15 protein-coding genes and 2 tRNA genes are annotated in these 20,287 nt (G+C 73.2%); 14 read left to right on the top strand and 3 right to left on the bottom strand.

Going from position 1 to position 20,287, the window contains the following annotated elements:
• Positions 1-95 precede the first annotated feature (95 nt).
• Together ACLBYB_RS17455 and ACLBYB_RS17450 are read left to right on the top strand one after the other, a co-directional pair.
• Positions 96-476: a hypothetical protein gene (locus ACLBYB_RS17455; protein WP_447699521.1), complete on the top strand. Its 381-nt coding sequence runs from the start codon at positions 96-98 to the stop codon at positions 474-476.
• A gap of 114 nt (positions 477-590) precedes the next feature.
• Positions 591-1,544 (top strand): DMT family transporter, encoded by a 954-nt coding sequence (locus ACLBYB_RS17450; protein ID WP_056523381.1) that lies wholly within the window; start codon positions 591-593, stop codon positions 1,542-1,544.
• 50 nt (positions 1,545-1,594) lie between these two features.
• Here ACLBYB_RS17450 and ACLBYB_RS17445 read toward each other — a convergent pair whose 3' ends face one another.
• Positions 1,595-1,858, bottom strand: coding sequence for a hypothetical protein (locus tag ACLBYB_RS17445; RefSeq protein ID WP_447699520.1), 264 nt, complete (start codon positions 1,856-1,858; stop codon positions 1,595-1,597).
• A gap of 336 nt (positions 1,859-2,194) precedes the next feature.
• Between ACLBYB_RS17445 and ileS the strand changes: the two genes are divergently transcribed.
• The 7 genes from ileS (at position 2,195) to ACLBYB_RS17410 (ending at position 11,789) form a co-directional block, all read left to right on the top strand.
• On the top strand, positions 2,195-5,161 hold the full coding sequence (ileS, locus tag ACLBYB_RS17440) for an isoleucine--tRNA ligase (RefSeq protein ID WP_447699519.1): 2,967 nt from the start codon (positions 2,195-2,197) through the stop codon (positions 5,159-5,161).
• Positions 5,162-5,246: 85 nt separating this feature from the next.
• Positions 5,247-5,762 carry a signal peptidase II gene (lspA, locus tag ACLBYB_RS17435; protein ID WP_447699518.1) on the top strand — a complete coding sequence of 172 codons (516 nt, stop codon included), beginning with the start codon at positions 5,247-5,249 and terminating at the stop codon, positions 5,760-5,762.
• A gap of 160 nt (positions 5,763-5,922) precedes the next feature.
• Entirely contained in the window at positions 5,923-6,588 is a 666-nt protein-coding gene (locus ACLBYB_RS17430) for a hypothetical protein (RefSeq protein WP_020093175.1), read from the top strand.
• 159 nt (positions 6,589-6,747) lie between these two features.
• Complete coding sequence (locus ACLBYB_RS17425) at positions 6,748-8,157, top strand: M16 family metallopeptidase (RefSeq protein ID WP_447699517.1); 1,410 nt, start codon at positions 6,748-6,750, stop codon at positions 8,155-8,157.
• Between the two features lie 107 nt (positions 8,158-8,264).
• The gene (locus ACLBYB_RS17420) at positions 8,265-9,560 is read left to right on the top strand and encodes a M16 family metallopeptidase (RefSeq protein WP_447699516.1); all 1,296 of its coding nucleotides are present in this window, start codon (positions 8,265-8,267) and stop codon (positions 9,558-9,560) included.
• 190 nt (positions 9,561-9,750) lie between these two features.
• Entirely contained in the window at positions 9,751-10,701 is a 951-nt protein-coding gene (locus ACLBYB_RS17415) for a ring-cleaving dioxygenase (RefSeq protein WP_447699515.1), read from the top strand.
• A gap of 314 nt (positions 10,702-11,015) precedes the next feature.
• Positions 11,016-11,789 carry a ferredoxin--NADP reductase gene (locus tag ACLBYB_RS17410; RefSeq protein ID WP_447699514.1) on the top strand — a complete coding sequence of 258 codons (774 nt, stop codon included), beginning with the start codon at positions 11,016-11,018 and terminating at the stop codon, positions 11,787-11,789.
• A gap of 25 nt (positions 11,790-11,814) precedes the next feature.
• On the opposite strand, the gene ACLBYB_RS17405 is transcribed toward ACLBYB_RS17410, so the two are convergent.
• Positions 11,815-12,108, bottom strand: coding sequence for a helix-turn-helix domain-containing protein (locus tag ACLBYB_RS17405; RefSeq protein ID WP_447699513.1), 294 nt, complete (start codon positions 12,106-12,108; stop codon positions 11,815-11,817).
• Positions 12,109-12,711: 603 nt separating this feature from the next.
• Here ACLBYB_RS17405 and ACLBYB_RS17400 point away from each other — a divergent pair.
• The 3 genes from ACLBYB_RS17400 (at position 12,712) to ACLBYB_RS17390 (ending at position 14,739) form a co-directional block, all read left to right on the top strand.
• Positions 12,712-12,778, top strand: a tRNA-OTHER gene (locus ACLBYB_RS17400).
• Positions 12,779-12,910: transfer RNA gene (locus ACLBYB_RS17395), tRNA-OTHER, on the top strand. It begins immediately after the preceding tRNA gene.
• A 224-nt stretch (positions 12,911-13,134) separates the two neighbouring features.
• Complete coding sequence (locus ACLBYB_RS17390) at positions 13,135-14,739, top strand: TROVE domain-containing protein (RefSeq protein ID WP_447699512.1); 1,605 nt, start codon at positions 13,135-13,137, stop codon at positions 14,737-14,739.
• Positions 14,740-14,773: 34 nt separating this feature from the next.
• Here the strand turns inward: ACLBYB_RS17390 and ACLBYB_RS17385 are convergent, their stop codons facing one another.
• Entirely contained in the window at positions 14,774-18,223 is a 3,450-nt protein-coding gene (locus ACLBYB_RS17385) for a hypothetical protein (RefSeq protein ID WP_447699511.1), read from the bottom strand.
• Between the two features lie 183 nt (positions 18,224-18,406).
• On the opposite strand from ACLBYB_RS17385, the gene ACLBYB_RS17380 reads away from it, so the two are divergent.
• Together ACLBYB_RS17380 and ACLBYB_RS17375 are read left to right on the top strand one after the other, a co-directional pair.
• On the top strand, positions 18,407-18,874 hold the full coding sequence (locus tag ACLBYB_RS17380) for a peroxiredoxin (protein WP_447699510.1): 468 nt from the start codon (positions 18,407-18,409) through the stop codon (positions 18,872-18,874).
• A 100-nt stretch (positions 18,875-18,974) separates the two neighbouring features.
• Entirely contained in the window at positions 18,975-20,204 is a 1,230-nt protein-coding gene (locus ACLBYB_RS17375) for a M23 family metallopeptidase (protein ID WP_056524070.1), read from the top strand.
• Positions 20,205-20,287 lie beyond the last annotated feature (83 nt).

Below are 20,287 nucleotides of genomic sequence, written 5' to 3'. Positions count from 1 at the left end.
GGGGCCGTTGCGGCTTCGTTCACGCTCCCGCGCGATGATGCGTCCGGGCCGGGGATCCGGTTCCGCGTAACTGCGTTCTCTCGGGCCTGACGACCATGCGAGCCCTGCTCACCAGCGGCATCAAGGCGATCCTCGGCATCGCCGCGCTCTCCACCGCCGCGCACTGGACCCTGCGGGTGCAGCGCGAGTCCGCCGCCCCCGCGGTCGCGACGGCGAGCCTCGCCGAGCCCGCCGCGACCGGCTCCATCGAGCCGCGCCGGGTCGAACGGGCCGCCGCGCTGGCGCCCGCGCCGGTCGCCGCGGCGGCGCCTGTTCCCGCTGCGCCCGCGCGCGCCGCCGCGGGGCTCGACCAGTCGCACCTCGCCGCCCTGATCGCCGGCGCGACGCCGCCCAAGCCGAAGCTCGCCAAGGCCGCGACCAAGACGGCCTCCGCCGAGAAGGCCCCCGCCGCCGAGAAGGTCGCGGCGAAGCGCTGAGCCGCCGCCGGCGCGGGCGACCGTGCCGGCTGCATGGTTCCCCTGCGCGCCGGCCGATACCCGCGCGGCGCCGGGCGTGGCAGGGGTTTCAGCCTCTACCGAGATTGGTCAGGCATGAGCACGCAGGTCGCGACCTCCGTCCCCGACGACAGCGCCGCGCCGCGCGCCGCTCCGGAGGCCGACCTCGCCGGCCGCCGGCGGATCGTCGGCATCGCCCTGATGTGCGGGGCCGTCGCCTTCTTCGCGAGCCTCGACGCCTGCGGCAAGACCCTGGCCCGGGCCGGCGTCGATCCCCTGGTCACCACCTTCATGCGCTACGCGGCGAGCGTCGCCATGATCTCGCTGTTCATCAACCCGGTGCGCACGCCGGGCGTCGTGAAGAGCCGGCGCCTGCCGCTGCAGATCGCGCGCTCCCTGCTGCTCTTCGCCTCCACGGCGCTCAACTTCCTGGCCCTGCGCTACCTGCAGCTCGCCGAGACGATCTCGATCCAGTTCGCCGCGCCGCTCACCGTGGCGCTGCTCGCCGGGCCGCTGCTCGGCGAGTGGTCGTCGCGGGCGCGGCTGGCGGCGATCGGCGTCGGCTTCCTGGGCGTGCTGGTGATCGTGCGGCCCGGTGTCGGCGGGATGCATCCGGCCGCGCTGCTCTGCGTCGCCAACGTCGTGGTCTACGCCTTCTACGCGATCATCACGCGCAAGCTCGCGGCCTACGACTCGACCGCCACGACCATGTTCTACACCGGCCTCGCGGGACTCGCGCTGATGGCCCCGCTCCTGCCGTGGATCTGGACGAGCCCGGCGAGCCTGACCCACTGGGCGCTGCTGTTCGGGGTCGCGCTGTTCGGGACGCTGGGCCACTGGCTGCTGGTGATGGCCCATGCCCGGGCCCCGGCCAACGTGCTGGCGCCGTTCATCTACACGCAGCTGCTGTGGTCGGTGACGCTCGGCTTCCTGCTGTTCGGCGACGTCCCGAGCCGCTGGACCGTGGCGGGCGCCATGATCGTCGTGGGCTCCGGCCTGTACCTCCTGGCGCAGGAGACGATCCGCCGGGAGGCGCGGCCGGCCGCCTGAGGCGACCGGCCGGACCCTGTTACGGGACCCTGTCAGCGGCCGAGGCGCGCTCAGCGACGCTCCTGGCGCTCCATCCGCTCCTCGCGGCGGTTCTCGCGCGCCCGGCGGGCCGGGTCCGGATCGGTGCCGAGCACGCCGCCGACGGTGCCGGTCGCCGCGCCGACCGCGCCGCCGACGACCCCGCCCACGGGGCCGGCCGCGGCCGTGCCGTCCTCGACGCCGCGCTGGGCGCCGCGCGCCGTGCCCTGGGCCTCCGCGGCGCCCGCGTAGGCCAGCGGCGCGAGGGCGAGGGTCGCGATCAGAAGCTTCTTCATGGGGCTACTCCCGGATGTCTGTCCGAATCGGCTCCGCGCCGCCGCGGCGGGCGGAGGGTGTGTCGGTCAACGGTTCAGACGCCGATTGGTCCCATCCGCGGTCACGGGCGCGTGATCCGCGCTGCCGCTGGCCTCCGGCCGGGGCGGCTGGTAGAGAACCCGTCATGCACGCTTCGCGCGCCCTGCGCGGCCCCGGCCGCCCGATCCGAATTACCGGCCCGGCCTCCGCCTGAGGGCCCGCTCCAGCGCGGCCGCGCGGAGGTCCGGGATCCTCCTGCCGCCCGACCCGATTCCGCCGGCCCGACGCTGCCGGCCCGACCGCCGATGCGAGATCCGATGACCGCCCCCGAGACCGCGCCCGCCCGCGACTATTCCAAGACCCTGTTCCTGCCGCAGACCGAGTTCCCGATGCGCGCCGGCCTGCCGGTGCGCGAGCCGCTCTTCATCGAGCGCTGGAAGCGGATGGACCTCTACGGCAAGCTGCGCGCCCGCGGCCAGGGCCGGCCGAAATTCGTGCTCCACGACGGCCCGCCCTACGCCAACGGCAACATCCACATCGGCACGGCGCTCAACAAGATCCTCAAGGACGTGGTGGTCCGCTCGCAGACCGCGCTCGGCTTCGACGCCAACTACGTCCCGGGCTGGGACTGCCACGGCCTGCCGATCGAGTGGAAGATCGAGGAGCAGTACCGCGCCAAGGGCCGCAACAAGGACGACGTGCCGGTGATCGAGTTCCGGCAGGAATGCCGGACCTTCGCGGCCCAGTGGCTCGACGTGCAGCGCGAGGAGTTCAAGCGGCTCGGCGTCACCGGCGACTGGGACCATCCCTACGCCACCATGGCGTTCCCCGCCGAGGCCGTGATCGCCGACGAGCTGATGAAGTTCTCGATGAGCGGCCAGCTCTATCGCGGCTCCAAGCCGGTGATGTGGTCGGTGGTCGAGAAGACCGCGCTCGCTGAAGCCGAGGTCGAGTACGAGGAGCACGTCAGCGACACGATTTTTTGCGCGTTTCCGATCCGGTCCGGCGCCGAGGGCGATCTCGCGCAGGCGCGGGTGGTGATCTGGACGACCACTCCGTGGACGATCCCGGGCAACCGCGCCGTCGCGTTCTCCAAAAAAATTGCCTACGGCCTGTACCGGGTGACGGAGGCGCCGGCCGACAACTGGGCGGTGCCCGGCCAGACCTACCTGCTCGCCGACAGCCTCGCCGCCACGGTGTTCAAGGCCGCCCGGGTCGAGGCGTTCGCGCGCGTCGCCGACGTGAGCCCGTCGACGCTCGCCGGCCTGACCCTGGACCACCCGCTGGCCAAGCTCGGCTACGGCTTCGCCGTGCCGATGCTCGACGGCGACCACGTCACCGACGAGTCCGGCACGGGCTTCGTCCACACGGCGCCGAGCCACGGCCGCGAGGATTTCGAGCTCTGGATGGCGAGCGGCCGGCTGCTGCGCGAGCGCGGCATCGACGCGACCATCCCCTACACGGTCGACGCCGACAGCGTGCTGACAGAGGCCGCCCCGGGCTTCACCGGCACCCGCGTGCTCACCGCCAAGGGCGAGAAGGGCGACGCCAACAAGGCGGTCATCGCCGCGCTGACGGAGGCCGGGGCGCTGATCGCCCGCGGGGTGCTGCGCCACCAGTACCCGCATTCCTGGCGGTCCAAGAAGCCGGTGATCTTCCGCAACACGCCGCAATGGTTCATCGCCATGGACCGGCCGGTGGATTCGCTGGGCAACCGGACGCTGCGCGAGGTGGCGCTCCAGGGTATCGACGACACCCAGTGGGTGCCGACGCAAGGAAAGAACCGCATCACCGGCATGGTCGCCAACCGGCCGGACTGGGTGGTCTCGCGCCAGCGCGCCTGGGGCGTGCCGATCACCGTCTTCGTCCACCGCGACACCGCCGAGATCCTGAAGGACGACGCCGTCAACGCCCGCATCCGCGACGCCTTCGCGGCCGAGGGCGCCGACGCGTGGTTCCGGGACGACGCCGCGCAGCGCTTCCTGGCGCCCGACCACGACCCGGCCGCCTACGAGAAGGTCACCGACGTCCTCGACGTCTGGTTCGATTCCGGCTCGACCCACGCCTTCGTGCTGGACGATCCGGAGGCCTTCCCGGGGCTTTCTGGGGTGAAGCGCGTCCGCGACGGCGGCCAGGACCGGGTCATGTACCTGGAGGGCTCCGACCAGCACCGCGGCTGGTTCCAGTCCTCGCTGCTCGAATCCGCCGGCACCCGCGGCCGGGCGCCCTACGACATCGTCCTGACCCACGGCTTCGTGCTCGACGGCAAGGGCCTGAAGATGTCGAAGTCGAAGGGCAACGTCGTCGCGCCGCAGAGCGTCATCAAGGATTCGGGCGCCGACATCCTGCGCCTCTGGGTCGCCGCCTCCGACTACACCGACGACCTGCGCATCGGCCCGGAGATCATCAAGACGTTTGCCGAAACTTACCGGAAGCTGCGCAACAGCTTGCGCTGGATGCTGGGCTCCCTCGCGCACCGGGTCCCGGGCGACGACGTGGCGTACAAGGAGATGCCGGAGCTGGAGCGGCTGATCCTGCACCGGCTCGCCGAGCTCGACGGCGAGATCCGCGAGGCCTACGCGGCGTTCGACACCAAGCGGGTGGTGGCGCTGCTCAACGGCTTCATGACCGGCGACCTGTCGTCCTTCTACTTCGACGTGCGCAAGGACGCCCTGTACTGCGATCCCGTGTCCTCGGTCCGCCGGCGGGCGGCGCTGCAGGTGATCGACGAGGCCTTCCGCCGGGTGACGATCTGGCTCGCCCCGGTGCTCGCCTTCACCGCCGAGGAGGCGTGGCTCGACCGCTACCCGTCCGAGGACGGCTCGGTGCATCTCCAGACCCTGCCGGAGACCCCGGCTGACTGGCTCGACGCCCCCCTCGCGGAGCGCTGGCAAAAAATCCGGCGGGTGCGGCGGGTGGTTACCGGCGCCCTGGAGATCGAGCGCGCGGCCAAGCGCATCGGCGCGAGCCTGGAGGCGGCGCCGACGGTCTACGTGGCGGATCCGGAGCTTCTCGCGGCGCTCGAGGGCTGCGACTTCGCCGATACCTGCATCACCTCGGACATCGCCGTGGTGGCGGGCGAGGGCCCGGCCGAGGCTTTCCGCCTCGACGAGGTGCGCGGCGTGGCGGTGGTGCCGAGCCCGGCCGAGGGCCGCAAGTGCGCCCGCTCCTGGCGGGTCAGCCCGGAGGTGGGCAGCGACCCGGACTACCCGGACGTGACGCCCCGCGACGCCCAGGCCCTGCGCGAGTGGGACGCGGCGCATCCGGAGGCGAGCGCGGCGTGAGGGCGTTCCGCGTCGTCGGCGGCGCCACTCCCTCTCCCCGCCCGCGGGGAGCAGGGGGCGCCGGCCCGGGCCGAGTGCGCCGCCCGTGACGCCCTTCCGCGCCGGCCTCCTGGCCCTCGTCCTCACCCTGGTCCTCGATCAGGCCAGCAAGCTCGGCCTCTATTTCGGCACCGACCTCGTGCTGACGCAGCCCTGGCGGCTGGCGCCCTTCGCCGACTTCGTCGTGGTCTGGAACAGGGGCGTCTCCTACGGGCTGTTCCAGCAGGAGGGCGGGATCGGCCGCTGGCTACTCGTGGCCCTGTCGCTGGCCGCCGCCCTCGGCCTCGGGATCTGGATGCGCCGGGCCATGTCGCGGCTCCTCGGGATCGCCCTCGGGCTGATCGTCGGGGGGGCGCTCGGCAACGCCATCGACCGGGCTGCCTACGGCGCCGTCTTCGACTTCGTCCACCTGCATGCCGGCGGCTGGTCCTGGTACGTGTTCAACGTCGCCGACGCGGCGATCGTGGCCGGCGTGATCGGCCTGATCCTCGACAGCCTGTCCCCGGACGGCCGCAGGGGCCGGGCGTCCCCGCCGCAGGGCGACCCGGCGCCGCGCCTGTGATCCCTGCAACACACAGGTCCTCCCGCGTCCCCCTCCTGGCGCGACGCAGTCAAGGCGCCATACGATCGCCGGAAACCGGTCTCAGGCCGGGACCTGTCGGATCGGGCCGCGCCGCGGCCTTCCCAGAGCCGGACGCTCCGTCCGGAACCCGTGAGGCAGCATGACCGGGCATCGCAGGCTTCGTCCCCTCCTCTCCGCCGCGGTGGCCCTGGCTCCGCTCTGCGTCGTCGGTGCCGCGCACGCGCAGGAGCGCGGCGAGTTCATGCGCGACGCCCTGTCGGGCATCGGCCTCCTGGAGAAGCGCCAGGATCCGATCGACTATCACGAGCGGCCGCCGCTGGTGATGCCGCCCAAGATCGACGGCAAGGCCCTGCCGCAGCCGCGGGCGCGCTCCACCAGCACCGCCTGGCCGAAGGATCCCGAGATCGTGGAGCGCGAGCGCGCCGCCGTGGAGCGGCGCAATCCCAAGGGCTCCCAGGCCCAGGGCCGCTACGACGACAACAACGCGACGCTCTCCGTGGAGGAGATGCGCGGCGGCCGCCGTGCCGGCGCGGGCCTGACGACCACCGCCGAGCGCAAGCCCGGCGACAACAACCGCGACGACAGCCTGCTCAGCCCCTTCGAGCTGCTCAAGGGCAAGAGCGCCAACGCCGAGCCCTCCGACATCGAGCCGAGCCGCGACACGCTCACGGACCCGCCGACCGGGTACCGGCAGTCGCCCAAGCAGCTGGCCCGGCCGCCGTCGAGCGACCCGATCAACAACGCCAGCCGCGAGCGCGAGGAGTCGGATCCCCGCGCGTATCTCCGTCAGCGCGCGCAGCAGTGACGGGGGCGCCGTGTCGCCGTTGCAACGGCGACACGGCGTGGCAACATGAGATGATCGTCCCGGTGCGGTTCTTGCGCCCCGGTGACCAGGACGGCCCCGATCCGCGCGCGCATCCCGACGCGGGACGCTTCGATCCGGGGCCGGCAGAAGGAAAGCGGAATGCACCTGTTCAGGAAGGCGACGCCCACCCTCTTCCCGCTGCGTCCGGGCTCGCCCTACGGCGGCAGCGCCGGCCGGGGCGAGGCCGCGCCGTTCGGGCGTTCCGAGGCGGGCGGACCGGAAGTGACGGCCTTCACCCTCGACAACGGCCTCGACGTGGTGGTCGTCCCCGACCACCGGGCCCCCGTCGCCACCCACATGATCTGGTACCGCAACGGTTCGGCCGATGATCCGCTCGGCCAGTCGGGCATCGCCCACTTCCTCGAGCACCTGATGTTCAAGGGCACCGAGAAGCACCCGGTCGGGGCCTTCTCCAAGGCGGTGTCGGGCCTGGGCGGCCAGGAGAACGCCTTCACCAGCTACGACTACACCGCCTACTTCCAGCGGGTCGCCCGGGATCACCTCGGCACCATGATGGAATTCGAGGCGGACCGCATGAGCGGCCTCGTCCTCGACGACGCCGTCGTCGCCCCCGAGCGCGACGTCGTGCTGGAGGAGCGGCGCATGCGGGTCGAGACCGACCCCTCCGCCCAGCTCTCCGAGGCGATGGCGGCCGGCCTGTTCGTGCACCATCCCTACGGCATCCCGATCATCGGCTGGATGCACGAGATCGAGGGCCTGAACCGCGAGCACGCGCTGGCCTACTACAAGCGCTTCTACACCCCCGAGAACGCCATCCTGGTGGTGGCCGGCGACGTCACGCCCGACGAGGTCCGGCGCCTCGCCGAGACCACCTACGGCCGCGTGACGCCCCAGGGCGCCCGGCCCGAGCGCCTGCGGGCGCGGGAGCCGGAGCCGAAGGCCCTGCGCCGCGTCGCCGTCGCCGACCCGAAGGTCGAGCAGCCGACCCTGCAGCGCCTCTACCTGACCCCCTCCTGCATCACCGCCCGGGACGGCGGCTGCCACGACCTCGAGCTGCTGGCTGAGGTGCTGGGCGGCGGCTCGACCTCGTACCTCTACCGCAAGCTGGTCATGGAGACCGGCCTCGCGGTGAATGCCGGCGCCTGGTACATGGGCTCGGCGATCGACGACACCCGCTTCTCCGTCTACGCGGTGCCCGCCGAGGGCGTGCCCCTGGAGAAGCTGGAGGAGGCCGTCGACAGGGTGCTGCGCCGCGCCCCCGCGGAGGCCCTGGACGCCGAGGCGATCGAGCGCGCCAAGACCCGCCTCGTGGCCGAGACCGTCTACTCCTCCGACAGCCAGTCGTCGCTCGCCCGCATCTACGGCTCGGCGCTGGCGATCGGCGAGACCATCGAGGAGGTCCGCCGCTGGCCGACCGACATCGAGGAGGTGACGCAGGCGCGTCTCAAGGGCGCCGCCGAGCGCTGGCTGACGCCGGCCCGCTCGGTCACCGGTTACCTGACCAAGGCGCAGGATCCCGACGCCCCGGTCGCGATGGCCGCCGAGTAACCCCGGGTGCGTCCCGCCGGGCCCGTGACGGGTCTGGGCGGGGCGCTCTGCCGAACGGGAGCCCTGGCCCGCTCCGCTGTCGCCCGAGATAGAGACACGAGGTTCCCATGAGCTTGGCCGAGACTCTGGTCGAGACCACCGCCCAAACCGTCAGCTCGCCCACCACGGCGCTGCCGGTGACGACCGCCGCCGGCATCGAGGCGTGGCACGTCGAGTCGCCGGTGGTGCCGATGATCGCCCTGGCCTTCACCTTCGAGGGCGGCGCCGCCCAGGACCCGGCCGGCAAGGCCGGCTGCGCGCAGATGCTGGCGCGGCTCCTCGACGAGGGCGCCGGCGATCTGACCTCCGACCTGTTCCAGGAGCGGCTCGCCGCCCGGGCAATCGAGCTGTCGTTCCACGCGGGGGCCGACGCGGTCGGCGGCTCGCTGAAGATGCTGGTCAAGCACGCCGACGAGGGCATCGCGCTCCTCGCCCTGGCGCTGGCCAAGCCCCGCCTCGACCCCGACGCGATCGAGCGCGTCCGCGCCCAGATCATCGCCGGCCTGCGCTACCAGCAGAACGATCCGGGCGTGCTGGCCTCCCGCCGCTTCTTCAAGGAGGCGTTCGCCGGCCATCCCTATGCCCGCCCGTCCTCCGGCACCGTGGAGAGCGTGACGGCGATCACCCGGGACGACCTGCTGGCAATGCACGCCCGCATCATCGGCCGCGGCCGGGTGAAGGTGGCGGCGGTCGGCGCCATCGGCGCCGAGCAGCTCGCCGAGGGCCTGAACCGCGCCTTCGGAGCCCTGCCGGAGGCCGGGGCGCTGAAGGCGGTGCCGCGCACCGAGGTGCACGATCTCGGCAAGCGCGTCGTCGTCGACCTCGACGTGCCCCAGTCGGTGATCCGGTTCGGCATGGCCGGCGTGCCGTGGCGCGACCCGGACTTCATCCCGGCCTACGTGCTGAACCACATCCTCGGCGGCGGCGCCTTCACGTCCCGCCTGTTCCAGGAGGTGCGCGAGAAGCGCGGCCTCGCCTACTCGGTCGGGACCTCGCTCGTCAGCCACCGCTCGGCCGCGATGACCTGGGGTTACACCGCCACCAAGAACGAGCGCGTCGGCGAGGCCCTGTCGGTGATCGGCGACGAGATCGGCCGGCTGATCACGGACGGCCCGGACGACGACGAGCTCCAGAAGGCCAAGGATTACCTGACCGGCTCCTACGCGCTCGGCTTCGACACCTCGACCAAGATCGCCCACCAGCTGGTGCAGATCGCCTTCGAGGAGCTGGGCATGGACTACATCGCCCGCCGCAACGCCATGGTCTCGGCCGTCACCCAGGCGGATATCCGCCGGGCCGCCGCCCGTACCTTCGCGGACGGCAAGATGCTGGTGGTCGCCGCCGGCCGGCCCGTGGGGCTCTGAGAAGCGGGTCTCGGGACCGCGGTTCGGCGAAATCCGCCGCGCCCGGGTACCGATCGCCGCGTAGCGGCCGCGCCGCCGGTCCGGGGCGCGGCCCCGGAGGAACGGGTGCCGGCCGCCCGATCCGCGGGCCGCTCGCGAAGCCGCCGCCGCTCCCCACCTGAGGCGCGACGCGGCGAACCCCAGGACCGACATGCAGCTCACCGGCATCCACCATCTCACCGCGGTGACCGCCCGCGCGGCGGAGAACGTCGCCTTCTACACGGGCACGCTCGGCCTGCGGCTCGTGAAGAAGACGGTGAACCAGGACGACGTCTCGGCCTACCACCTGTTCTACGCCGACGGGCTGGCGAGCCCCGGCACCGACATCACCTTCTTCGACTGGCCGGCGCCCCGGGAGCGGCGGGGCTCCGGCAGCATCACCCGCACGCACCTGCGCGTCCCGGGCGAGGGCGCGGTCGCGTGGTGGCACGCGCGCCTGCGCGAGGCCGGGATCGTCGAGGCCGAGCCCGCCGCGCGCGACGGGCGCCTCACCCTCGATTTCGAGGATCCGGAGGGCCAGCGCCTCGCCCTGGTGGACGATGGCGGGACCGGGCCGGAGCATCCCTGGGACGGCTCGCCCGTGCCGGCCGCCTACCAGATCCGCGGCCTCGGCCCGATCCGGCTGTCGGTGCCGGACCCGGCCCGCACCGCCGCCGTGCTGACCGAGGTGCTCGGCCTGCGCCGGGACCGCGCCTTCGAGACGGGCGACGGCCCGGTGGAGGTCTACGCGATGGGACCCGGCGGCCCGGCCGCCGAGCTCCAGCTCCTGGCCGACCGGTCCGCGCCGGCCCGCCAGGGCGCGGGCGCGGTCCACCACGTCGCCTTCCGCATCCCGGACGGGGATTACGAGGCCTGGGCCGACAGGCTCCGGGCGGCGCGGGTGCCGAGCAGCGGGCCGGTGGACCGCTACTACTTCCGCAGCCTCTATTTCCGCGAGCCCAACGGCATCCTGTTCGAGATCGCCACCGACGGGCCGGGTTTCACCGCGGACGAGCCCCTGGAGACCCTGGGCGAGCGCCTGGCCCTGCCGCCGTTCCTGGAGCCGCGCCGGGCCGAGATCGAGGCCGGGCTCGCGCCGCTCCGGCCCGCCGCCCTCGTCTGAGGGCGGCGCGGGGCCGGCTCTGCGGCAACCCTCCCATGTCCGGAACGGCGCTGCGGAGCGTCCGCGAAGACGCTAAATCTTCGAACGATTCCAGGCCGTTCACTTCTTTCGCCAGTGTGATCCCGGCACGCCTTGACGGACGTGCTGCAACTGCGAAAGAAGCGGCGCGCGTGTGTTTGCAACCGGATCCGGGCGGGTTCCCTGCCGAGGATCCACCCCCGCCCGAGCGGGGCGGCGGGGATCCCCCGCACCACGGGCCCCGAATCGTCGGGGCCGTGTGCCGAGCGTCAGAGGATTCGAGGACTGATCCGTCGATGAGCAAGTTCTACGAGGAGCGCGTTCTGTCGGTCCACCACTGGACCGACAACCTGTTCTCGTTCCGCACGACGCGGGATCCGGCGTTCCGGTTCCGCAACGGCGAGTTCACCATGATCGGCCTGGAGGTCGAGGGCCGGCCGCTCCTGCGCGCCTACTCGGTGGTCTCGGCCAACTACGAGGAGGAGCTGGAGTTCTTCTCGATCAAGGTCCAGGACGGCCCGCTGACCTCGAAGCTGCAGCACCTGAAGGTCGGCGACCCGATCATCGTCGGCAAGAAGCCCACCGGCACGCTGGTGCTCGACAACCTGCTGCCGGGCCGCAACCTGTACCTGCTGGGCACCGGCACCGGGCTGGCGCCGTTCCTGTCGATCATCAAGGATCCCGAGGCCTACGACCGGTTCGAGAAGGTCGTGCTGGTCCACGGCTGCCGGCAGGTGCAGGAACTCGCCTACGGCGAGACCATCACCGAGACGCTGCCGCGCCACGAGTTCCTGGGCGAGATGATCTCGAACCAGCTGGTCTACTACCCGACCGTGACCCGCGAGCCGTTCCGCAACCGCGGCCGGATCACCGACCTGATGGTCTCGGGCAAGCTGTTCGAGGATATCGGCCTGCCGCCGATGGCGATCGAGAACGACCGCTTCATGCTCTGCGGCAGCCCCGACATGATCCGCGACACCCGCGAGCTCCTGTCCTCGCGCGGCTACGAGGAGGGCAACCACGGCGAGGCCGCCCACTACGTCATCGAGAAGGCCTTCGTCGAGAAATAGCGCACCCGCGCAGGCCGGTTCGGCTTCAGCCCGGTGCGGTCGTCCGCGCCGGGCTTTTCTGTGCCGGTGCGTCCCCGGACCCGGTCGCGGGGGCGGGGCGCAGGATCGCCCCGTAGCCCTCCTGCGCGTCGCCGACGAAGCGGATGCCCGCCCCTTCGAGGACCGTGCGGATCGCCGCGAGGGTCCGGCTGCGGGGCTGGACCTGCTCGCTCTCGATCATGTTCAGGGTGACGACGGAGACCGCGGCGCGGCTCGCGAGAACCCCTTGCGTCCACTTGAGAAGTCCGCGGCCGGCGCGGATCTGGGCGGCAGTGATCATGGGCCGGAGATCGCCCGAACTGAAAGAATTTTCAAGTTTCCGGTTGACGCAGGCCGAGCGCGACCGTATCCACCGCGCCATCGGCCTGCCGGGCCGGTGATCTGAAGTGACCGCACGCTCCTCGTATCCGCGGCCCGCGCGCCGCGGCGGACGAGTCCGGTTCCCTTCGCAACGGTCGCCGCTGGCAGCCGATCGCAGTTCACCGGCGCGGGCCGGAGACGCTCGGTTATCCCTGTCACGGATCTCCCCGAGCCTCATCGACACGCCCGCGTCACCCGAAGCCCCGTTCGGACGGAGCATGGTATGAAACAGCACGACGGCATCGACGTCGCGGCGTTCGCCCGTCCCGGGCTGATGCGACCGTTACGGTCGTATCGCGGGGCTCTCGGCCCGAGAGGCTGAGCGCGTCTCGAGGACCCTGCGGGCCGGCAGGGGACGGTTATCATCGGTAGAGCGCCGCGGGCTTGTCCCGCGGAGGTTGCGGGTTCGATCCCCGTCGGGGGCCGCGAGGTCGCCGGAGCTCATGCCCGTCCCCGACACCACGACCGCAGGGCCCCGCGAGACAACCGGGGCGCCGACCGTGCGCGGATCCCGGCCGACGATGCGGGCCGGAGAGGAACGGTTATCTTCACCGAAGGGAGGTCGCGGGTTCGAATCCCGCCGGGCCGCGAGGCCCGTAGCTCAGCCCGGATAGAGCGCCCGGACACCGTTCCTCACCCCACGCCCGCATCGCCCGGACGCGGGCCGGAAGACGAAGGTTATCGGGATCCGAGGGGTGCGGGTGCGAGTCCCGCCGGGTCGTCAGGCCCGTAGCTCAAGCAGAGCATCGGATAAGCCCCTCGTCGCCGCCACGCCCGCGCCCGGCCGGACGGAACCCCGCCACCGACTACACGAGATACCGGCCGCGCGCGAGCGGCGGTGGACGACGCGCTGCGGCCGCGTCCCCGCCCGACCGCGCGCGCCGGGACGCGCCACCGGCCGGCGATCGGCCGCGATGGAGAGAGGAGAGACCGAGAGGAGCCCGCCATGACGAAGCTCGCACAGATGTTCCGGCTCCGCGCCACCCCGCAGACGGAGCCGATCCCCGGCACGGTGCCGAACGCCGCCGGAGGCCACGCCTTCGCGGTCGGCGACTGGGCGCGGCTCGACCGCTTCCTGGTGCTCGGCTCCGAGGGCGGCTCGTACTACGCGAGCCCGCGCGCCCTGACCGCCGAGAACGCGGCGGCGGTGCAGCGGTGCATCGCGCAGGACGGCGTCCGCGCGGTCGCCGCCATCGTGGCGGTGAGCGAGGGCGGCCGGGCTCCGAAGCCGGATCCGGCGATCTTCGCCCTGGCGCTGGCCACCGCGTCGGCGGACCTCGCGACCCGGCGCGCGGCGCTCGCGGCCCTGCCTCGGGTCTGCCGCACCGGCACGCACCTGTTCCAGTTCGCCGCCTCCGTCGAGGCGATGCGCGGCTGGGGCCGGGGCCTGCGCCGGGCGGTCGGTGACTGGTACTGCGCCAAGCCCGTGGAGGCCCTGGCCTTCCAGGCGGTGAAGTACCGGACCCGCCAGGGCTGGTCGCACCGCGACCTCCTGCGGCTGGCCCATCCGGAGACGGAGGAGCCCGCCCGGAAGGCGCTGTTCGACTGGATCTGCCGCGGCACCGTGACCGAGGCCGCCCCCGGGCTCGTCCATGCCTTCGCGCGGGTGCAGGCGGAGGGCCTCGACGGGGCGGTGGCCGCCGCCCTGGTGCGCTCGCACGGCCTGCCGTGGGAGGCGCTGCCGACCGGGCTGATGGGCAGCCGCGCGGTGAACGAGGCCCTGATCGAGCGGATGCCGGTCGGCGCCCTCGTGCGCCAGCTCGGCCGCCTGACGGCCGCGGGGGTGCTGGCGCCCTTCTCGGAGGGCACCGAGCACGTCCGGGCGGTCCTGTCGGACCGGGAGCGGATCCTCCGGGCGCGCCTGCACCCGATGGCGCTGCTGCTGGCCCTCAAGACCTACGCCTCCGGGCACGGTCAGCGGGGCAAGCTCTCCTGGGAGCCGGTGGCGGCGATCGTCGAGGCGCTGAACGCCGCGTTCTACACGGCGTTCGGCGCGGTCGAGCCCACGGGCCGGCGCCTCGTGCTCGCGCTCGACGTCTCGGGCTCGATGGGCGCCAGCACGGTCGCGGGCTCGACGCTCACGGCCCGGGAGGCGGCCGCCGCGATGGCGCTCGTCACCGCGGCGACCGAGGAGCACTGGCAGGTGCTGGGCTTCACCGCCGAGGCCGGCCGGGTCTGGAGCCAGGGGGCCGCGCTGACGCCGCTGCCGATCGGGCCGTCGACGCGGCTCGATCAGGCGGTGCGGGCGACCGCCGACCTGCCGTTCGGCGCCACCGACTGCTCCCTGCCGATGCGCTGGGCGCTGGAGCGGGGCGTCAAGGCCGACGCGTTCGTGGTCTACACGGACTCGGAGACCTGGGCGGGGCCGGTCCACCCGGTCCAGGCGCTGCGGGCGTACCGGGAGAAGACCGGGATCTCGGCGAAGCTGGTGGTCGTGGGGCTGGTCTCCAACGGCTTCAGCATCGCCGACCCGGAGGATCCCGGCATGCTCGACGTGGTCGGCTTCGACACCGCGGCTCCGGCCGTGATCGCGGATTTCATCCGCGCGTGAGACAGGGGCGGGCGGCTCTTCCGGGCTGCCCGCCCTATTGCTGCGGGACGCCCGGCATCCCGTCCGCGAAGGGGCCGCCGCCGGCGCTGAACAGCTTGCGCAGGAAGCCCGGGGCGATCGCCGAGAGCGGGTTCACGCTCACGTCCGGCGAGGCGAGCTTGCCGGAGACGCGGAAATTGACCGCGAACAGGCCCTCGTTGTGGCCGCCGCCGAGCAGCGGCCCGAGCAGCGGCAGCTGCGAGGCCACGTTGTTCAGGCCGTAGAGCGGCACGAAGGTGCCGGTCATGTCGGTGCGCTCGCGGCCGGTATCGAGCCAGCCCGACAGGGTGAAGCCCATGGCGGCGTTCGAGATCGCCGCGTCGGTGAAGTCGACGCGGGTGCCGGTGCGCACGAAGTTGGCGCGCATGCGGTCGAAGGTGACGTCGCCCGCGCCCCGGCCCGGGGCGACCCGGCGGCCGCGGGCCGTCTCCGCCTCGGACGGCTCCGGGCCCTGCGCCATGATGCTCGACAGCGCGGGCTCGTTGCGCAGGATGAAGTCGCGGATCTGCACGACGCCGGATTGCGGGCCGTCGTTGAGGCCGATCCCGGCCGTGAGCCGGCCGCCATACATCCGCCGGTACACGTCGACGAACCGCAGCGTCGCGCCGGCATCGGCCGATTCCACCGACAGGGTCGGCACGCCGCGCTCGCCGCGGGTGACCGTGGCGGCGAAGGGCGCCGCGCGGAAGCGCCCGGTGATGTTGGCGGCCCGCAGGGTCTTCCCGTGTAGGGAGAGCTTCAGGTTGGCGCCGGTCAGCGCCTCCTCGTTGAAGCCGGTGACGATGGGCACCTGGATGTCGGCGTCGATATCCTTGGGATTCGCGTCCCGCGCCTCACGGCCGACCTTGGGATCGGGGGCGCCCAGGGATTTCAGGAACGGCCGGGCGTCGGCCACCGCGCCCCGGACCACGACCTTGTAGCCGCCGCCGGTCCGGTCGAGGCTCACGCGCAGGTCGTCGCCGGGGGAGAGCTTGACGCTGCTCAGGTCCGCCCGCTCCAGGCCGCCCTCCTGGGTGATCGAGACGGTGCCGCGGGCGCTCGCCGGGGCCGCGTCGAGGGCGAAGTCGCGCAGGTCGAAGGTCTGGCCGCTGTCGACCAGGGTGAAGGTGAGCCGTCCCGGCTTGCCCGGGGGCTTGGTCAGCCCCGGGATCAGCCCGTCGATCCCGGCCTTCGCCAGATCCGCCTCGACCCGGATCGGCGGCTTGCCGGATCCCGGCCGGCCGATCTGCACCACCGCGCGGACCGGGATGGTGCCGGTGAGCTGCGGTGCGGTCGGCAGGCCCTTGCGTCCGCGGACCGCCTCGTCGAGGGACACGTTGACCACCGCCTCGCCGGGCTGCCCGACCTTCGGCTGGCGCAGGTCGACCGACATGGGCGCGCCCGCGACCCGGCCGTCGCCCTTCAGCGTGAAGGCGCCCCGGTCGTAGACGAGGTTGAACCGGCCCGACTCGAGCCGGTCCCGGCCCATCACCTTGTCGACCGAGAGGTCGGCCAGCGAGCCGGTCAGCGTCACCGGCAGGTCCGGCAGGTCGGGGATGTGCTTGAGGTCGAGGGGGAAGTCGACGCGCAGGTCGGCGCTGCCCTTGATCGTGGCGGGGTCGAGGTCGACGCTCATCACGCTCTTGAACAGCTTGGCCTGGAGCACGGAGGCCATGCCGTCGGCGCCGCCGGAGAGCCGCATCCCGATCTGGGCCACGACCCGGTCCGGGGTGATCTGCGGGATGACGAAGCTGCCGTCCGAGATGGCGAGCCCGCGCCCGTCCGGCCCGTGGACCTCGGCGGTCACGTTGCGCACCGTGGTCGAGCGCCCGGTGATCACGCCGACGACGTTGCCCTTGGTCACCGGCGGGGAATCGGCGGTGACGTCGATGGCCGCGTCCGAGACGTGGAAGTCGATGTGGACCGCGTCGTCCGGGGCGGGGTCGCCCCGGGTGGCGGCCGCCAGGACCGCCCCGGACATCTTCACCTTGATGTCGACGGAATCGACCCGGCCGCGCCGGAGCTGGTCCACCAGGTAGGTGCGGGCCGGCGGCGCGATGTGCTCCGGCCAGAGCCGCAGCCCGGTACGGACCTCGCCGTCGTGGCCGGCGAGGTGCAGGGTCAGGCCGCCGTCGTCGGCGCTCGTGCCGATCGTCCCGGTGATGGCGCCTTTCACGCCGGGCCCCGACAGGGTCAGCGCGTCGATGGAGATCCCGCCGTCGCGGCCGGAGAGCTGCGCGTCCAGGGCGTCGATCTTCACCGGCACGTCCTGCGGGGTCGCCCCGCGTAAGGTGGCGTCGCGGCTCGCCAGCGTCGCGGTCCAGGTCGTGCTCGCCCCCGCGGGGCTGCCCGTCCACGTCCCCGCGAGGTGCACGGCGTTGCCGGCCCCGCGATAGTCCAGGCCGGTCAGCGACATCACGCGGTTGGCCTCGTCCCAGTCCAGGGAGGCGTCGAGGCTCTCGACCGTGACCGGGTTGAAGTCCTTCTCCTCGATCAGGAACGTGCCGTCGCCGGTGTGGAGCTTGGCGTTCATGGTCCGGATGCGGCCGGCCGTCAGGCTCACGTCGGCGCGGGCCGAGACCTTCAGGTCCGTGGTCAGCGGCAGGCCGGACTGGCCCGAGAGCAGCAGGAGATCCGTGACCGGCAGGTCGTCGAGGGTGATGACGCCCGAGCGCTCCTGCCCGTCCGCGCCGTCGCGCAGCGTGCCGCCGAAGCGCCACTCGCCGTGCGGCCCGTCGAGCCGCAATTCGAAGTTCCGGGTGCCGTTGACCGGGTCGCGCCCGAACAGGCCGTTGACCCGCGCGAAGACCGCGCGCTCGCGGCCGTCCTCGTCGATCAGCCGCAGCCGCGCGTCGGTGACGCGCGCGCGGTCGAGGGCGCCGACCACGCCGCCCGGATCGAGGACGACCCCGAAGATCGACGCGATCGCGGCCGAGAGCGGCGAGACGGTGCCGCGCACCCCGTCCACGCTCGGCGGCGTGTGCGGCGCGACGTCGACCGGGTGGTTGGCCTCCGAGGCCGCGAAGGCGATCGAGCCGTCCCGGTGCAGCAGCGCGGTGGTCTGCGTCTCGCGGAACTCGATCGAGCGCGGCTGCAGGTTGAGCCGCAGGAGCCCCCAGGGGTCGAGGCTGACTAGCGCCAGGGGGGCGCGCACCACGAGGTCGCCCTGCGGGTTGCGGATGTCGAGGCCGGAGAAGCGCAGGCTGAGCGCGTTCTCGCGGTCGAGCTCGAGGCTGCTGCCGCGCAGCCCGATGCTCCAGCCGGGCCCGATCCGCTCGGCCACGGCGGCGGCGACGCGGCGCGACAGGCCGTCGATCTGGAGCGGCCCGTTCGACAGTCGCAGGGCCACGAGGCCGACACCGGCGCCGACGAGCAGCACCAGCGCGAGGGCGCTCACGAGGCAGACGCCGCCGACGCGTCGCGCCTTCCCCCGAGGCCTGCATGCCGGCGTTGTCTCGTCCGCCATCGGGACCTTTGTTCCGGGGTCTCTGCGCGCGGCGCCCTCGGGCTCCGCGGCCGGTGGATCGAAGCGCGCCCGCGCTTTACAGCGGCCGCGACTCCGGGCTTGGCTCGGACGTGCGCGGTGCCATCGCTCGAGCCCGCGCACGAGATCGGTTGCACATCATCAATCGGCCGAAAGGAAGGCACGATGCCGCTGTCAGAGGGGGATCCCGCCCCCGATTTCGACCTTCCCGCCTCGGGCGGAGGGCGTGTCGGACTGTCCGCGCTCCGCGGTCACAAAGTCGTGCTCTACTTCTACCCGAAGGACGACACGAGCGGATGCACGCTGGAGGCGCAGGACTTCAACGGCCTGCTGCCGGCCTTCGCGGAAGCGGACGCCAAGGTCGTCGGCCTGTCGCCGGACCCGGTGAAGAGCCACGACAAGTTCTGCAGCAAGTACGGGCTGACCTTCCCGCTCGCCACCGACGAGGACAAGACCGTGCTCGAGGCCTACGGCGTCTGGGTCGAGAAGAGCATGTACGGGCGCAAGTACATGGGCGTGGAGCGCACCACCGTCCTGGTCAACCGGGAGGGGCGCGTCGCCAGGATCTGGCCGAAGGTGAAGGTGCCCGGCCACGCCGAGGCCGTCCTGGCGGCCGCGCGCGCCCTGCCCTGACGTCCCCTTGACGTCTCCTTGACGTCCCCCTGACGCCCGGCGCGCGACGGATCCTTAACCCTACTGAGGCCTGAATGGCGGCTCCTCCGGTGCCGTCCCGATGCAGCTTCCGAAGTTCCCCGCGCGTCTCAGGCCGCACCGGCCAGCCCCCTGGCTCGCCGCCGGCCTCGCCCTGGCGGTGGCCTGGGCGCTCGGGGCCTCTTGCCTGATCGTGTTCCACGACGACGTGCTCGCCGGGTTCGTGGCCCGGCAGGCCGCCCTGCGCGACGCCTACGAGGCGCGCATCGGCGAGCTCCAGGACCGCCTCGACCGCGACCGGAGCGACCGGGCGGGGAGCGAGGCGGGGCTGGCCGACCGGGTCGCGGCCGCCCTGGAGCGCCAGGCCGAGCTGGAGCGGCGCACGGCCGCCCTCGCCGACCTGGAGCGGCAGGCCCTGCCCGAGCCGTCCACGACCGGCGCCCTGCCCGGGCGGCCCGGCGCTGCGCCCGGTGGGAGCTACGACGATCTCTTCCTGCGTCCGACTGAGGGTGCGGCTCCGGCGCCGCGCTCCGCCCGCGATCCCCTGCCCCGCCGCGGCGCGCGCGAGGCCGAGACCGGCCTGATCCGGCTGGAGGCCCGGCTCGACGGCCTGCAGGCGGCCCAGGGCGAGCGCCTCGCCGGGCTGGCCGCCCGGGCCGGGGACGCGGTGCGGCGGCTGCGCGGGCTGATCGGCCGCACCGGTCTCGACCCCGACCGCCTCGATCCCGACCGCACCGGCGCGGCCGCGCCGGCCGCCGGGCTGGGCGGACCGTTCGTGCCCCTCGACGGCCGCGCCCTGGACGGAACCGGCTTCGCGGAGGGCCTCGCCCTGGCCCGGCGCGCGCTCGACGACGGCGAGCGCCTGCGCCGGCTCGCCGCCACCCTGCCCCTGGCCCGCCCGATCCGGGGAGGCGCGACCGTGTCGAGCCCGTTCGGCACGCGCCTCGACCCCTTCACCCGCGGCCTCGCCCTCCATACCGGGCTGGACCTGAAGGCGGAGTACGGCGAGCCCGCCCGCGCCACCGCGCCGGGCCGGGTGATCGCCGCCGAGGCCGCGGGCGGCTACGGCAACATGGTCGAGATCGACCACGGCCACGGCGTCACCACGCGGTTCGGCCACCTCGCCCGCATCGCGGTCCGCCCCGGGCAGCGCGTGGCCGCGGGCGACGCGGTCGGCGCCGTCGGCTCGACGGGGCGCTCCACCGGGGCGCATCTCCACTACGAGACCCGCATCGACGGCGAGCCGGTGGATCCGCAGCGCTTCCTGGAGGCCGGCGCCACCGTCGCGGCGGCCGGACCCGGCGCCGACTGAGTCCGTCGCTGCGCCGGTCGCCCTGTGCCGGTCGCCCTGTGCCGGCCTCCGAGTCCCCGAGGGAGGCCGGCCTGGCATCGGCC

It is taken from the genome of Methylobacterium sp. D54C (assembly GCF_053345595.1).
This window is presented reverse-complemented; position numbering and strand designations above follow the sequence as displayed.